Source organism: Pseudoalteromonas sp. QJM3NY_22, from assembly GCF_056173065.1.
Map to the genome: position 1 here is coordinate 495614 of NZ_JBWBTZ010000002.1, position 16711 is coordinate 512324.

The following is a 16711-nucleotide window of genomic DNA, read 5'->3' on the forward strand; positions in this document are numbered from 1 at the left end:
CCAATCAAGATTACCAATTATTTATTTTAAATTAAATTGGTAATACATGTAAAAATTACCAATAATGTACTATGATTTTAGTTATAATATGACTTTGCAATTTTGACATAGTGGTTAACTTTACGGTAACCTTTGGTCTTAACATTTGGTCTACGCTTTAAGTTTTACAAGATCTAGCGCGTACAGTCCTTAAGGTATATAAAGGTAAAATATGGGAAATCGTCGCTTATTTTGGCGCATCGTTGATAAGGTTGAGTCTTTAATAAACCAAGGTGAATTTTCTGCTGGCATGCGTTTACCGCCAGAAAGAGAACTAGCAGAGATGTTCGACGTTAGCCGCCCTACAATTAGAGAAGCTATTATCGCATTAGAAGTGCGCGGTCGTGTTGAAGTAAAAACGGGTTCCGGTGTTTACGTAGTAGAAAGCCTCGACGCACCAATTAAATCCCAAGAAATCAGTGCTTTTGAACTAACTCAAGCCCGTGCACTCATCGAAGGTGAAATTGCAGCTTTAGCAGCGTTAAGTATTACAGAACAAGAACTTGAAAAACTAAACAAGACGCTTGAAGCCATGCAAGAAGGCTTATATGTTGAGCAAGCAGACAGAGAATTTCATGAAATAATAGCACGTGCAACGCGTAACAAAGCGCTTGAATTTGCCGTCGCTAATTTATGGGATTTACGCTTAACTAATGCACAAATTGTAACTGATTACAGTAGCGTATGTGCTAATAACAACGAATGCGTAATGGACGAACATACTGCTATTTATAATGCATTAAAGCAACATGATGCAAATGCTGCTCGTGCAGCAATGCATCAACATTTTAATCGACTCATTAACGCGTTATTTGATGCCGTTGAGTCACGCGCTTTAGAAGAAGTGAAACGTAAAAATAGCGAAAAACGAGGCCTCTACTCTTTAGATGGCCTAGTAAAAAGCGCTCATTAATACAATGAAAAGCTAGCACTCGTCCTGATTGCTAGCTTTTTCTCCTCTTTAGCAATAAAAATACCACTTAAATTTAGAATAACCCTCCTTACTTTTGAACACTTGAATTCAAGTATTAAGTGCAATCATTATGCAGCCACCAGAACTTCTGATTGCCCCGTAAATAACTCATGAGGGGTTTTATACCCTCTTGTTTTTCTTGGCCGATGGTTGAGCTTATCAACTGCCGCCTGTATTTCTGCTTCACTTAGCGACATAAAGTCAGTTCCCTTGGGGAAGAAGCGTCTAAGTAAGCCGTTGGTATTCTCATTTATGCCCCGCTCCCATGATGAATATGGGTGAGCGAAATACACATCCGCTTCTAATTTTTGTGCAATATGCTCATGGTGAGCAAACTCTTTTCCATTATCTAAAGTCACGGTAATAACCTTACCTTTATAGGGTGTCATACACTTGATCAGCGCATCGGCTGTTATTTTCGCATGCTTGCTTTCAATTCTGTGAACGACTGTATATAACGTTTTACGTTCAACCATTGTAACAAGGGCATTTTTACGCCCTTTGCCTATCACTGTATCGCCCTCCCAATCACCAATCCTAGACTTTGAATCCACAATACTTGGGCGTTCATCAATACTGACTCGATTAACTATCTGTCCACGTTTATCGTAGCTTCCATAGCGTTTTTTATACTTTTTACATGCACGAGTGAGTGTCTTATGTAGTTCACCACCACGAGCCTTGTCTCTGTAAATATATTGATAAATCGTTTCATGATGCAAAACGACCTTTTTCTCTAAAGCTAAGCGGCCTGCCACCTGCTCTGGCGAAAGTCCGTCAACCAACAATTTATTAATCCAGTCAGTAACATCATCTGTTAACTTACTTGCTTTGAAAGATGACTTGCGTCTTTGCTCTGCAAAATTATTGGCTTGGTTAGGTCGATAGCCTTTAAGCCCTTTATTGCGTTTTAACTCTCTAGAGATAGATGACGGTGAACGAGTGAGTTCATCAGCTATCTGTTTTTGGTTATTTCCTGCTTTTATTAACGCGTAAATCTGGTATCTTTCTGCTTGTGTCAGCTGTTTATATTTCATTAAAGCAATTTCCTTTGGCGAGAGAATGGCCGAATTATAACAGCTGGCCATCTAATCTGAGAAATTGCACTTATTATCCGAATTTAGGACATAAAACCTTACGTATAAATATAAAAAAAGATACTATGCCTGCCATTCAACTGGTTGTAATAGCAATCTGCTTGTATTGGATCTATTTGACGATAAGAAAATCACGCTAGAACTAGGCAAAAATTTTTGTATCTAGTTGTTCTAAATGAAAGATTTATGCAGATTGGTATAATTAAGGAGTATTATGCAAGCATCTTCAAAAAGTTATTTACTGGCTATCGTGTGTGTACTGCTTGCCATGATGACCATTCAAACGGGCGCGTCGTTTGCAAAACAGCTTTTTCCAATTGTTGGCCCTGAGGGTACAACGGCCCTTAGACTTGGTTTTTCTGCCTTTATACTTTGCTTAGTGTTTAAGCCTTGGAAACACTTACCCTCGTCGGGTAATCGTATTCCTATAATTGTGTATGGTTTAAGTTTAGGCGGCATGAACATTTTGTTTTATTACGCCATTGAACGCATTCCACTAGGCATTGGTGTAGCGCTTGAATTTACAGGTCCGCTTGCTGTTGCCTTGTTTTCATCGCGCCGTAAACGTGACTTGTTTTGGGTGGCGTGTGCTATTACCGGTATTTTGCTTTTGCTTCCTGATATGAGCGGCCAAGACAGCCTTGATCCGTTAGGTGTAGCGCTTGCGCTTGGTGCCGGTGCATGTTGGGCAGGTTATATATTATTTGGTAAAAAAACAGGCACACAAAGCTCTGGTGGAGCCACTGTCGCATTGGGAATGACCGTTGCCGCTATAGTGCTAGTCCCTTACGGCGGCATTATGCAAAGCGCCGCGTTTACATGGGAAATTATCCCACTGGGTATTGGTATTGCTATTTTATCAAGCGCACTGCCTTACACACTTGAAATGGTTGCACTGCGTAACATGCCTTCACAAGGGTTTAGCGTAATGATGAGTTTAGAGCCTGCAATTGCCTCGCTCGCAGGGTTTATTATACTGGGTGAATTGCTTACTTTATGGCAGTGGCTCGCTATTTTACTTGTAATTATTGCATCTGTTGGTAGCTCTTTTTCAAACGCAAAAAAACAAACTACTTAATTAACTACCAAACTAACCTAAACAAGCTAAATAAAGTCACCACGCACATGGTGACTTTATTGTGCTCTTTACAGTGATTTTTAACTCACAGCCTTACTTTGCTTTTTAGTTGTAACTAAATAGCCAATCAACGAAATAAGCGGCATGCCCGTAGCAACCAGTGCAATACCTGTCCATCCGCCCGCTTCATATAATGGGCTGGCAATAAGCGAGCCTACTGCGCCACCTACAAATATACTCGTCATGTAAATAGCATTTAAACGCGCACGGCTTTGTGGCTCTAGTGCGTACACTGCACGTTGACCCAATACCATATTAGCCTGCACAGCAAAATCAATAAACACACCGGTTAATGCCAATACTATAATGCCGTAAGGTAACTCAAATAAGCTTGGTAAAAAGCACAATGCTGCAATTAGTTTGGCCAGTAACGATACCTGATGTGTATAACCTTTATCAGCCAAACGCCCAATAATGGGGGCAGCTACAGCACCAGCAGCACCCACTAGTGCAAACAATGCTATTTCTGATTGGGATAAACCATACTCACGGGCAAACACAACCGGTACGCTTGTCCAAAATAAACTGAACGATGCAAACATTAATGCTTGAAAAAGTGAACGTTGGCGCAGCACTGGTTGGCTAATCATTAACTGTTTAAGCGATTTTAATAACTTAAAATACGTTGTTTTATGGGTTGGTTGCCTGCTTGGAATAGCAAAATAAATTACGCCTACAATAAACACCATACACCCTGCTGCAAAGTAAAATACAGCGCGCCAACCAAAGTGATCGGCTATTAAGCTCGATATAGGTCTTGCCAGCAAAATACCTAGCAACAAACCCGCCATAATATTGCCAAGAACTTGTCCGCGTTTTTCGTCAGACGATAAATGCGCAGCAAGTGGAATAAGCACCTGAACAGAAACCGAACTTATACCTATCATCAAACATAAAATAAGCATTACATTAGGTGAATCAGCAAGTGCCGTACCCACTAAACTCAAAAACGACACAGCTAGAGTAATAAGCATTAAACGCTTATTTTCAATTAAGTCAGCTAATGGCACTAAAAAAACAACCCCAAAGCGTAGCCTATTTGTGTAAGCGATACAATAAGGCTAGCACTGCGTGAACTTAATCCAACTTCTGGGGCAAGCAACTCAATAATAGGTTGAGCGTAATAAATATTGGCAACAATAAGACCGCAACACAAAGCAATAATAGTAACGAGTGTATTGCTAAGTGGTTGCGCTGAAACGCCTGTTTGGGTCATGTGTGTCTCTACTTTACAAAAATAATAAAACCCAACCAGCAAACGCGGGTTGGGTTATAACCTCGTAATTTACTTATTTTATTGGTGATGGCTGCCCATGTGGGCTTGAACGTAAATATTGTTTAGGTGCAGTTACTGTAGCGCCAAGCTCTGCAGCTGCATGCCACGGCCAGTGCGGGTTATATAAAATGCCACGCGCTAGTGCTACGCCATCGGCTTGATGCTCACTAATAATATCTTCTGCTTGTTGCGCCTGTGTAATTAAACCCACCGCTATAACAGACATTTTAACCGCTTCTTTTATGGCTGTTGCAAACGGTACCTGGAAATTAGGTTTAACTGGTATTTGTTGCTCTGGGCTTAGGCCCGCCGTACTTACATGAATAAAGTCACAACCGAGTTCATCAAGCGCTTTACTAAGCACTATCGATTGCTCTAAATCCCAGCCACCTTCAACCCAATCAGTTGCCGAAATACGCACACCTACCGCTTTATCACTAGGGAATACCGCTCTTACCGCTTTAAATACCTCAAGCAATAAGCGCATTCTGTTTTCTAGACTGCCACCGTAGTTGTCATCGCGCTTGTTTGAAAGTGGCGACAAAAACTGGTGTAACAGGTAACCGTGCGCACCATGTAGCTCGATTAGATCAAGGCCGAGTTCATCAGCGCGTTTGGCTGCACTCACAAAATCTTTAATTAGTGAATCTATGTCAGATTGGCTCATTGCTTTTGGTACTGGGCTGCTATCGTCGTACGCAATTGCAGAAGGGGCGAGCGTTTGCCAGCCATTAACATCATCAGGTGCAATGGCATCACCACCGTCCCATGGTTTTTCAGTTGATGCTTTGCGCCCAGCATGCGCTAACTGAATACCAATAGGCATAGAGCTGTATTGCCTTACTGCTTTTAGGCTTTTGTCTAGTGCTTGCTGGGTTTCATTATTCCAAAGCCCTAAATCGCCATAGCTAATGCGCCCTTCTGGGTTTACTGCTGTTGCTTCTAAAATAAGTAATCCTGCACCACTTAAACTCAATTGGCCCAAATGAATAGTATGCCAATCGCTAGCAGCGCCATTATTTGCTGAGTACTGGCACATTGGTGCAATAATAATACGGTTATCTAACGTTACTTGCCCAAGTGATAAAGGCGAAAATAGTTGGCTCATTGTTAATCCTTAAAAACACGCACAAAAAAGTGCGGACAAAATAAAAAATAGAATACGAAGCGGCCATCAAACACGCTCACTCAATAACTTATACAGTCACTTATAATGGCGACTTAACATTCTTAATGGGGATCAAAATACACTTTAATAGTGCTGATAAAAACATAAGTAATGGCGTTATGAAATATCAATTTTAATGTAATTATTTGTTGAGCAAGTTCAGTAAAAATCTAGTTTTATAAACTGAATGACTATTTACCTTTGTATAAGAGTATAATTTATAACCTAACTGTACCTAATAGCACTAAGCTATTGCTTATATTGCCTATTAACTAAATAGAAACCCCACACATAAACATATTTATTCTATAAAAGTGAATTAAAATTCAATTTAAATATTCCAAGCTACTTCACTCCCTGATAAACTTGCTTAACTTAATTTACTAGGGGCTGTTGATCTTTCACATTGGTAGCCAAATCATTGCACATGCCAGCGCTAACATACTCTCAAACTGTAATTTCAATTTATCGTACCTTGTCGCTATAGCACGGAAGTGCTTTAGCCTTGCAAAGGCATTTTCAACTAAATGCCTATATTTATATAAGCACCAATCAATATCACCATTACCTGTTTTTGAGTTTTTCTTTCTAGGGATCACTGGGCTTGAGTTTCTCTCTCGAACCTTATTTCTAATGACTTCACTATCATAGCCTTTGTCTGCGATAACAAAATCGCCTTGGGGCAATAATTCAATCAGTTCATTTGCCACTTTACTATCATGAACATCGCCGCCTGTAATAATAAATTCAATTGGTAAGCCATAACTATCAACAGCTAAATGAATTTTACTTGTATTACCGCCACGACTTAATGCTATCGCTTGTTCTTGTTGAGACGCAGCACCTGTACTGTGTTGATGTGCTTTAACATAACTGCCATCAATGAATTCCCACTCAGTGTCACTATTGGCGGATAATGATTTGAACAACCTTATTAATATTCCTTTTTTAGACCAAAGTAGAAATCGGCGGTAAATAGTATTCCATAAACCAAAACACTCAGGGAGGTCACGCCATGGGCAACCAACACGTAAGCGATATAAAATTCCTTCCATCGTTTGTCTGTGTTCAAGCTTGTTATAAACTCTATCTTCAAGCAAAATTGATTTTAGCTTCGACCACAACTTATCAGTGAGCATTAATCGGGGCATGGTAATCTCGTAAGGTTTGTTTTTGGCGAAGTAAATTATACGAGATTACCGCTTACGCACAAAATTCAAACAAAGATCAACAGCCCCTAATGTAAAACATTTGAACTGGGGATCACTTTTTATGTTTAAACCAAGCTTGTTAACCTTGGCTATTTCGAGCGCTGTTTCTAGCGTATTTCTATTGCCTAATGCCGCACTTGCTCAAGAAGAAGTTGCAGCTAAAAACAAATCACTCGAAGTAATCGAAGTTACAGCAACAAGGCGCAGCGGCTCTGTGCAAAATGCACCGCTAAATATTACAGCCCTTGATGCAGATATTATGAAAGATCAAAATATCAATGAGCTTGCGGATGTAGCGCGCTGGGTACCTGGTTTAACAATTACCGATCAAGGTGGTCGCTCAGGCTCGCCTATTATTGTTCGTGGTTTAAATACAAACTCGTCTGGTCCATCGTCAGATGGCGGCACCGTATCTACTTACATTAACGAAATTCCGGTTTCGGTAGATATGCGCCTAGTAGATATTGAGCGTGTTGAAGTATTAATTGGGCCACAAGGCACGCTTTATGGTGCAGGCACATTGGGCGGTGCAATTCGCTACATGCTTAAACAGCCTGAGCTTGATTTTACATCGCTTGAAGTATACGGCGACCTATTTCAAACAAAAGAAAGTGACTCTTTAGGCGGCGAAGGTGGCTTTATATTTAACCTTCCACTCATTGAAGACAAGCTTGCAGTACGCGCCAGCTTAAACGTATATGAAGATCCGGGTTTTATCGATTACGGCTATGTAGTGCGTGAATCTGGCGTATCACTACCCGATCCTGATTGGAGCGATAGCTCAGCAGTTAATAACAACCTTAAAAATGTAAAAGACGCCAACGGCGAAACCACCACTACTGGTCGTATTTCTGTTCGCTTTAAACCAAATGAATCGTTTGAAGGTACGCTTAACTACTTTTACCAAAACCAAGACAGCGAAGGCCGCTCGATTGTTCATTACAACAGCCTTAATGCAAACAACGGTTTAAGCGACATAATAGGTAAATACGAATCGGCTTATCGTTTTGAAGAGCCTCGCGAGAAAAAAGATCAATTACTAAGCCTTGAACTAAAAGCCGATTTAGGTTTTGCAGAGCTAGTATCGGCAACCGGTATTTCGAGCTTTGATGCCGACGGTCAACGCGACCAAACAGACTTACTTATTCGTCTTGATTACGGCTATGAAGAATTTCCATCGTTTTCAGCCTTTACCCGTGAAATAGACGAAGAAGACACATTCACCCAAGAGCTGCGTTTAGTATCGCAAGGCGATAGCGACTTTAACTGGATTGTGGGTGGCTTTTACAACAAAACAGAAACCGAAGCATCAAGCAGAGAGTTCACGGCTGGGTTTGACCAATTCGCTGTCATAACGAAGATTTTGGCGGCGCGCAGCTAAGACCTGACTCATTAGAATACTTAGAGCTTACAAAAAGTACCGTCACTGAATCTGCACTATTTGGTGAAGTTGGTTATCAAGTTACCGATAAGTTAGATATTACTATTGGAGCACGTTTTTACGAATACGATGTAGAGTCGCAAGCAGCTTTTGACTTCCCACTAGCCAATACATTGTACGGTGATGCGGGTCCTGACGACATCACCGTTGCATATGAAAAAGATGACGCTGGCGATAACGGTAACTTATTTAAATTTAATGCTAAATATCAATTTACTGATTCAGTAATGGGCTATGTAACTGTAAGTGAAGGCTTTAGAATTGGTGGTTCAAACGGTTTAGTGTCTTGTGAGGAACCTATTACTGAGGATCAACAAACGGGCTGTGGTAAACATGACGAATTATTATTTGAAGCCGATACTACAACTAACTACGAGTTAGGCTTTAAAAGTACATGGTTTAGAAGCCAACTACACTTTAACGCCGCGTTATTTAACGTAGATTGGGATGATGCACAAATTACGGGCGCTACAGATATAGGTCAATTAACGTACCTTTCAAACGCAGGCAGCGCAAATGCAAAAGGGATTGAAATTTCGACCCGTGCCATTTTATCTGACTCGTTTTCAGTTTACGCAACTTATGCCTACACAAAAGCAGAGCTAACATCAGACGCACCATTTTTGTTTAATGCCGATGGTACCGATGGCGCAGAAGACGGCGACCGTTTACCAGGCTCACCTGAAAATCAATTTTCGATGGGTGTAAACTATCAAACAGACGTGTTTAACGACAAAACGCTTGATATTAACTACGGTTTAACTGCGCAAAGCGACGTGCTTTCAAGAGTAGGGCTTCGTGATAACGGCGAAACACTACCAGGTTACAGCTTAAGTAATATATCAGCTAAATTAACAGCTGATGCATGGTCAACTACCCTATATGTTGATAACCTATTCAACAAATACGCAGTTACCTCAGTTCGTCGTTCAGATGCCGATATAACATCAGCAAATGGTGCCGACATACAACGTAACTACGGCCATTACATTAATCGCCCGCTTACGGTAGGTGTTAAATTTAACTACAAATTTGAAATATAATTTATAGTAATTTTTAAACAATGTTTTAAGGCTCAAATTTATTTGAGCCTTTTTATTTTCTTTCACAAAATAATTACCAAAAACCATGCAACCAAATTTAAAGCAACTTCATCAAAGCGCAATACACTCCCTAAACCAAGGTAAAATAGAGCAAGCACACAAAGCCCTAGTGGAGTTAGTTACACTCAAACCAGACTTTGCTGATGGGTATTTTTTGCTGGCAATGGTTAATTTAACTGTTGGGCAAATACACAAAGCAATAAAGCTCATCGAAAAAGCCCTTACCCTTGGCCAAAGTATTGAATACACCGCGCAACTTGCTAAATGTTACGCACTTATTGGCGAATTACAAAAAGCAAAAAACACCGCACTATCGGTTTCATTAAAGCAAATAACTAAAGCCCTTGATGCCGACACACTTGGCGTTGCACTTACTCAAGCAGGTATTCACGAACACGCACTTAACTACTTTGAGCACGCTATTAAACTGGCTACAGCGGCTAACAAAGCTCAACCCCCGTTTTATTATAACTACGGCGTAAGCGCTAAGTTTTTAGGATTATTCGATAAAGCCCAACACGCTTTTGAAAATGCCATAGCGCTTAACCCACTGCACCATCAAAGTCATTTTGCATTAAGTGATTTAACTAAAGTAAGTAAGCAAAACAATCATATTGAGCGCTTAAAAAATGTATTTGAGCAAGTAACACACCCCGATGCAAAACTGCATATTGGCCATGCTTTAGCAAAAGAGTATCAAGATATTGGTGAATATTCAGAGGCTTTTAACGCGTTAGAGCAAGGTAAAGTAGCAAAACGTACTGTACAGCCGTTTGATCACAAAAGCTCAACTGAGTTATTTGAACATATTAAACGCTTAAGTGAGCAGCACACACAAGTGCTAACACAAGGTAACCCAACGGCCGAACCTATTTTTGTATTAGGCATGCCCCGCTCTGGCACCACATTAGTTGAGCGTATTTTATCGAGCCACAGCAACGTGCAGTCAGCCGGTGAATTACAAGACTTTGGCCTAAGTGTTAAAAAGTTAAGCCAAACGCAAACACCTCATGTACTCGACACTCAAACACTCAGTAAAGCCTACGAGCTTGATTTTAATCAGCTTGGCTCAACCTATTTAAACGCAACACGCGTAATAACAGGCAGCCATAAGCACTTTATAGATAAACTCCCGTTTAACTTTTTTTATATCGACTTAATAACCAAAGCACTGCCAAACGCTAAAATTATTTGTATACTGCGTGACCCAATGGACACCTGTATTGGTAACTACCGCCAATTATTTACCATTAATAACCCCTACTACGCGTACTCGCTCGACTTACTCGACACCGCAAAATTTTACAGTCGTTTTTACAAACTAATGCAGCACTTCAGCATGCAACACAGCAATATAAAATTAGTAAAATACGAAGAATTAGTCTCACAGCCCGAGCAGCAAATTAAAGAGTTAGTCAGCTTTTGTAACTTAGAGTGGCAGGAGCAATGTATAGACTTCCACTTAAACACCGCACCGGTTTCTACTGCAAGTAAAATGCAAGTACGCCAACCATTAAATAGCAAAGCAATTGGCCGTTGGAAAGCATTTAAGCCCCATACTGATAAAGCAGTGGAGTACCTTTTAAAACAAAGTATTAGGTAAGCGTATAGCTAACGGCACCTAGCTTTGCTTAATGTTCCAAGGTAGCAGTGGCGCTAGATTATCTGGCTGCTCAGCAAGGTGCTGTAAGCAAGTAGAGATATAGTCATGCACCACAAGGTCATTTGCCTTTGCGGTTTCAACAAGGCTGTAGAGTATGGCGCTGGCATGCGCACCATTGCAGGTATTTGAGAATAACCAGTTTTTTCGCCCTATCACGAACGGTTTTATTGCTCGCTCTGCACGGTTATTATCAATACTGAGCCTGCCATCATCGAGGTAACGCCTGAATTTCTCAAACTGATTTATCGCATAGCTAATTGCTTTACCTAGCGCCATTTTGGGAGGGATTTTATCTTTGTGCTTTATCAACCATCGATACAATTCATCAACGATTGGTTTCGCTTTTTGTTGCCTAACATTGAATTTTTCATCGTGCGTTTTATCTTTGATGCTTTGTTCAATACCGTAAAGTTTGCCTATCAGGTTGAGTGCAACATCCGCTTTACCTGTTTTTTATTATTCCCTTTCGCTTCGATGAATTTACGACGGATATGGGCTAGACATGCGACGAGTGTTGCTTTTGTTTGCTCGTACGCCTTGTAGCCATCTACCTGCATATAGCCTTGATAACCATCAAGAAAATCAACCACACAGTGTCCTGCGCGACTGTTATGGTAATCAAACAGGACAATATTCGTGCCTTTAGCCTGTTTATCATCGCCACAACAATACAACCACATATAGCTGGTCGCTTTATCTGCGTTAATAACGTTGAGCGGGGTTTCATCACCATGAATAACTGCTTGCGATAACAACGCCTCTTTTAAGCGTTGATACAAGGGGGACAGCAGGTCTGCGCAGCGTAGCATCCAACTCGACATGGTTTGCCTACTCAACTCAATACCGATATCGGCAAACAATGTTTCTTGACGATAAAGCGGTAAGCCAAACTGGTATTTACACATGATTATTTGGCTCAGCAAGCTGGGCGTTGCGATGCTTTTTGGGATCGCTGTTGTGGGCATAGGGGCGGTTTTTACCACACTTTCAATGCCTTCACGCTCACAGTGACGGCACGTATATTTAGGACGAATGGTTTTGATAACTTTGATATGCGCTGGCACAAACTCGAGCGCTTCACTGCTGCTTTCACCCATTTTATGTAGTGGGCTGTGACAGCAATCACACATTTTGCCACCCTTTTCAAGGTCAACAATCACCTCAATTCGCGGTAACTGCGCCGGCAGTGGACGGCGTTTCGGTTTGGCTTTTTCTTTCTTTACTGAGGCCGGTGTCGCCAATAGCGCTTTATCATGTTCATCAAGAATATCTTCTGCTTCATTGAATACTTCGCCTGCCCTTGGCATCTTTTCAGATTTCTTGGCGTACTCTTTGGCAAGCTTAGCGTTATAAGCTTGCAGTAATTCGTGAATTTGCGCATCTTTTTCAGCTAACTTTTCATCCATAAGCTGTTGCAACTCAAGCACCATGCGCTTGAGTTGTTCTGGGTCGTCAGGAAGTGAGTGTACATCAATTTTCATGTTCGCAATTTAACAGAATTTGACGCTGTTTTCTTGCTTGACGCAAAGATAAAACAGACGGTGTGGCAACGATCATTTACTGTGAATATGATCGATTAGATCATCGATTGATACTGCAATTCTTCATGACCAAGCACATCATATCCCGACAACAACCAATCCAGTTGTTCAGGACTGAGTTCAAATTCCTGCAAGCTGATTTTATTTGGCCATTTAAACTTTTGTTTTTCTAAGCGCTTATACCATAAAGCAAACCCCGTTTTATCCCAGTAAACGAGCTTGAGTTTATCTTTCGCTTTATTGCAGAATAAGAATAATGCGCCAGTATAAGCATCACGCTCAAGTTCGCCTTCAACGATTGCGATTAGACCATCAATGGATTTTCGAAAATCCACGGCCTCGCGGTGTAAATAAATACTTTTTGGTTCGACAAACATTTTCATAAGGCAAGCTCGCGTAACAGTTGACTCAGATAAGAGGCAGGCATTGTGGGTGGCAAGCTGACGTTTACTTTGCCGATAGTGAGGGTGATTGACTGTTGCTGTTCGATAACGTCAACGTGTTTAGTTACTTTAGCGCGAACAAAGCTGCCTGATGAGGCATTAAGCTTACTTCGTGCGGCATAAAAAGTTGTTTTTGATAAAGTATTTTGCTGGCAATAGTCAGTGATAGTTAAATTACTGACTTGTTGTTCTTCGATAATACAGCGCCACAGTTCAAGGCTGCGTGTTTTTCTCATGACTATCTCCTCATTGAAATTCGGAAATAGCTTAATCATTTTGACGAGTTACTGGCAGGTGCACTTTGCTAGACGCTTACGATATTTCCCTATAAATAACCAGTATTTTCTTGAGGTTAAAATATCTATAAAAGAATGGTTCTATCGTGTGGACTATGGGATTGGCTTATTGCCAGAAATTTCGACTAATAATCATCATAATTATTCCGATACTGGGGGTGATGAAATACCCTAAGTAATTCTTATATATCAGTTTTATAGCAACTTTGTCACCTTGATTTATTACAATTCCGCACTCAATCATAAAACACGTATCTGACTAGATAGCTGAGTTATTCTTCATTTGGCCAATTTATATACTGTCAAAGACATTAAATCATTGTTAATGTTTCATTATTTTTCCAACCCTTCTGATAAAGGTCTAGTGAAAGCGGGAAAGTCCAGACTCTTTTATAAAATCAAACCCCTTCTGATTCCGCTAATCTCAATAAGATTCAGCTTGAGCGTATCAGTTATATACTAAAGATTCACAGCATTTTACGAAGTGTATTTAGTAATCTTAAAAATTTTATGAATATGAAGAATCACAATGATTTTTTAATGGCTTAGCTCCAATCGAAATAAATGAAAGCAGTGACTTCATGAAACTTCAATTCATATCAACTTATTAAAAGAAAGCTAAGGATTTGTCATTGTAGTGGTCAATAAAATTTGGCCACAGTTTTAGAATCTTTGTATCTGACCTCAGATTCATTTGGCGCTAAACCGGCATTATAATGATGCGGCCTAACATTATTGTAATATCCATTTATGTAATCACTAACGCTATATTTAGCGTCTATAAAATTTCCATATCCACTCTTTGGCATCCATTCCGTCTTAAAGCTTCTAAAAAATCGCTCCATTGGCGCATTATCCCAACAGTTTCCACGCCTGCTCATACTTTGTGTGATTTTATAGCGCCATAAACGTTGGCGATATTTTAAACTTGTATAATGACTACCTTGGTCAGAGTGAAACATCAGTCCTGTCGGTTTTCCTCTGCTTTCATACGCGAGTTCAAGCGCTTTTAGCGTTAAATTAGTATCTGGTGATAACGACATTGCCCAGCCAACCACTTTGCGTGCAAATAAATCAATAACGACGGCTAAATAAGCCCAGCGATTGCCCGTCCAAATATACGTCACATCACCGCACCACACGGTATCAGGCTCAACAACATCAAACTGTCTATCAAGCAGGTTTGGGATTTCAAGGTGTTCATTACCACCACGTTTATATGAATGTTGAGGTACTTGGCAGCTTTCGAGCTTTAATTTAACCATTAGCTTAGCTGCACGATAACGGCTCAATTCAAAATCATTGTTCGTTGCTATCGCTGCGATTGTCCGTGCCCCTGCTGAACCACCACTCATCGCATGTATTGCTTTTACTTCAGCCTCTAACCTTGCTTGCTCAGGTGTCGGCGCTGTATCCCGTATGGCCCAGTACTTATAGCTGCTGCGATGCACATTGAATACGCTACACAGCAGACTAATTGGATAACGCTCTCGTTGATTTAACTTCTCGATTAACGAGAATTGTTCAGGGAGTCGGACATCAAGAGAGCGGTAGCCTTTTTTAATATATCCTTTTCTAATTCAATGCGTTGTATTTGCTTTTTAAGCTCACGGATTTCAATTTGTTCGGGCGTCATTGGTGAAGCTAAGGGTGTCTGACCATTGCGTTCTAGCTTTAATTGAGTAACCCATTTACTTACGGTTGATTTACCCACCCCCATCGCTTTTGCTGCGTCTTCTTGCGTATAACCTTGGTCTACTACAAGCTGAGCCGTTTCTAATTTAATTGCCGCTGAATATGTTGCGCGTTTTAATTTCGTCATTTTTTCACCCAAATTTGTATGCTTATTAGCATAACATTTCTTTCTTAATGGGTGGCCAAAATCACTGTACCACTACACATTGTTCTTACCTCTGAGCGTGTAGGTGCCCCTAATGCTTCAAAGTTTTCTACCTTAACGTCAGAACCAAAAATACTTGTAAGCATTCCTTTATAATCAGTGGAGGTATGTTCACAGTTTAGGGTGTATAAGGGCTTTAATTGATCTCTACTAATATTTCGCTCATCAGCCACTTTCAATAATCTTTGACCTATGTCCAAGAAACCTGACTCATCCATACTTCCCACAACATCATCCCCAATTTTAAAAACGGAAGTTTGAGGGGCTTCTTCAAAGAACAACTTACGACGCATGAAATTATCTATACTCTGCTGTTCTGATGCTTGAGCATCCTTAAGAGTATTAATTTCGTTAGATACAAAAGATTTATAAGATTTATTATTGTATAGCTCAAAAACTTCTGCATTCGTAGGCCCTTTTCCTAGTGAAAATACTTCAACATTACCATTACTAGGATACTTTTCCTCAACTAAACGCTTTAGGGATTGTGGATCGCCTTTAGACTCTGAGAGGATAGTTTCTATCCCGCTCCTTCCAGAAAATGAGCCATCGTGATTTAAGTATCCCATAACTTGGCCATCTACTTCTACTATCGCAGCGACATCCACGTTACTCCCTTTTTCTTTGTAGAGCTTTTCAAGGTTTTCTATGGAGCTACTTAAAGCTCGAAAGTCAGTTTTAGAGATTAATTCTTCACTGCTAGATGATTTATGAATATTTTGCTCTGTAATTTTATAAATAATGTTTGTTGAGTTTTTTAAATTTGGGCCGTTAGATTCATTCTTATTTAGGGTAGTTCCTTCACTTTTTTGAGGAATATATTGGTTGAAAGCGCTGTTATTAGGGGAAGTGATTTGCATAGTCTTATCCTTTAATGTATGTCCACTTAAAGCCTATTAGAGGTAGCGGTGAGTAGCTTACTAATAGCTTAATTAAAGTTGAGCAAAAAGTGGGCCAAACAAGAGAAACTCACATTATTCAAATGGTTGAGTTATAAATTAACATGTTGAACATAGTAGCTTTAATTAGAGGAATAAAATTTCCTAGATTAGCGGCAAGATTTAACCGCTTTAGAGAAAGGCATGAGCTATTGCTCAACCATTGATCTAGCGAACATTTTTTTCATAGGCTGTAGTAAATAAGCCATTAAGGTTTGCGTTCCTGTTTTAATATGAACCTCGGCAGGCATACCTGGAAGTAGCTTAAGACCATTTTTCGTTAATAAATGTTGGCTTTCTGGTTTTACTGATATTCTGACTAAATAGTATTGCTGCTCAGCTCTCTCATTTTCAAGTCTATCTGCAGAAATGTTTTCAACTGTACCATCAATTATTAATGTATCTGCATTTTTAAATGCGGCGAAACTAGACAGCCACTTTAATTATACAAGCCAAACTGTGTCATAAAATTTATCTTTTAGGT

The 16711-nt window shown here is 40.1% G+C and carries 11 protein-coding genes and 3 pseudogenes; 4 read left to right on the forward strand and 10 right to left on the reverse strand.

The genetic code is table 11. The annotated features are described in order from the left end of the window. The first annotated feature begins 211 nt into the window (after nucleotides 1-211). Nucleotides 212-952 (forward strand): FadR/GntR family transcriptional regulator, encoded by a 741-nt coding sequence (locus AC0VZ4_RS22510; RefSeq protein WP_007375632.1) that lies wholly within the window; start codon nucleotides 212-214, stop codon nucleotides 950-952. Nucleotides 953-1080: 128 nt separating this feature from the next. Here the strand turns inward: AC0VZ4_RS22510 and AC0VZ4_RS22515 are convergent, their stop codons facing one another. Continuing rightward, the gene (locus AC0VZ4_RS22515) at nucleotides 1081-2049 is read right to left on the reverse strand and encodes an IS30 family transposase (RefSeq protein ID WP_475441477.1); all 969 of its coding nucleotides are present in this window, start codon (nucleotides 2047-2049) and stop codon (nucleotides 1081-1083) included. Nucleotides 2050-2323: 274 nt separating this feature from the next. Here AC0VZ4_RS22515 and AC0VZ4_RS22520 point away from each other — a divergent pair, with 274 nt between their 5' ends. Next, nucleotides 2324-3187: a DMT family transporter gene (locus AC0VZ4_RS22520; protein WP_337149893.1), complete on the forward strand. Its 864-nt coding sequence runs from the start codon at nucleotides 2324-2326 to the stop codon at nucleotides 3185-3187. An 80-nt stretch (nucleotides 3188-3267) separates the two neighbouring features. Here the strand turns inward: AC0VZ4_RS22520 and AC0VZ4_RS22525 are convergent. The 3 genes and pseudogenes from AC0VZ4_RS22525 to AC0VZ4_RS22535 form a co-directional block, all read right to left on the reverse strand. Continuing rightward, nucleotides 3268-4463: pseudogene (locus tag AC0VZ4_RS22525) on the reverse strand (MFS transporter). Between the two features lie 73 nt (nucleotides 4464-4536). Then, entirely contained in the window at nucleotides 4537-5631 is a 1095-nt protein-coding gene (locus AC0VZ4_RS22530) for an NADH:flavin oxidoreductase/NADH oxidase (RefSeq protein WP_475442204.1), read from the reverse strand. A 461-nt stretch (nucleotides 5632-6092) separates the two neighbouring features. After that, nucleotides 6093-6842: an IS5 family transposase gene (locus AC0VZ4_RS22535; protein ID WP_475439649.1), complete on the reverse strand. Its 750-nt coding sequence runs from the start codon at nucleotides 6840-6842 to the stop codon at nucleotides 6093-6095. Between the two features lie 121 nt (nucleotides 6843-6963). Between AC0VZ4_RS22535 and AC0VZ4_RS22540 the strand changes: the two are divergent. Then, nucleotides 6964-9386 (forward strand): annotated as a pseudogene (locus AC0VZ4_RS22540) (TonB-dependent receptor). Nucleotides 9387-9471: 85 nt separating this feature from the next. Beyond that, complete coding sequence (locus AC0VZ4_RS22545) at nucleotides 9472-11049, forward strand: tetratricopeptide repeat-containing sulfotransferase family protein (protein WP_475442205.1); 1578 nt, start codon at nucleotides 9472-9474, stop codon at nucleotides 11047-11049. An 18-nt stretch (nucleotides 11050-11067) separates the two neighbouring features. Here the strand turns inward: AC0VZ4_RS22545 and tnpC are convergent. The 6 genes and pseudogenes from tnpC to AC0VZ4_RS22575 all read right to left on the reverse strand — a co-directional run bounded on the left by tnpC (nucleotide 11068) and on the right by AC0VZ4_RS22575 (nucleotide 16661). Then, nucleotides 11068-12590: pseudogene (gene tnpC / locus AC0VZ4_RS22550) on the reverse strand (IS66 family transposase). 95 nt (nucleotides 12591-12685) lie between these two features. Next, nucleotides 12686-13033 carry an IS66 family insertion sequence element accessory protein TnpB gene (tnpB, locus tag AC0VZ4_RS22555; protein ID WP_475439613.1) on the reverse strand — a complete coding sequence of 116 codons (348 nt, stop codon included), beginning with the start codon at nucleotides 13031-13033 and terminating at the stop codon, nucleotides 12686-12688. After that, a complete protein-coding gene (gene tnpA, locus AC0VZ4_RS22560) occupies nucleotides 13030-13329 on the reverse strand; it encodes an IS66 family insertion sequence element accessory protein TnpA (RefSeq protein WP_475442206.1) in 300 nt (99 codons plus the stop codon). The genes tnpB and tnpA overlap by 4 nt, the downstream gene beginning before the upstream one ends. A 701-nt stretch (nucleotides 13330-14030) precedes the next feature. Next, nucleotides 14031-15211, reverse strand: a protein-coding gene (locus AC0VZ4_RS22565; RefSeq protein WP_475440154.1) for an IS3 family transposase whose coding sequence is annotated in 2 segments (ribosomal slippage) — nucleotides 14031-14953 and nucleotides 14953-15211 — 1182 coding nt in all. Because the reading frame shifts where the segments join, the coding sequence is not laid out codon by codon here. 44 nt (nucleotides 15212-15255) lie between these two features. Then, nucleotides 15256-16149, reverse strand: coding sequence for a hypothetical protein (locus AC0VZ4_RS22570; protein ID WP_475442207.1), 894 nt, complete (start codon nucleotides 16147-16149; stop codon nucleotides 15256-15258). 227 nt (nucleotides 16150-16376) lie between these two features. After that, complete coding sequence (locus tag AC0VZ4_RS22575) at nucleotides 16377-16661, reverse strand: beta-barrel domain-containing protein (protein WP_475442222.1); 285 nt, start codon at nucleotides 16659-16661, stop codon at nucleotides 16377-16379. Nucleotides 16662-16711: the final 50 nt, after the last annotated feature.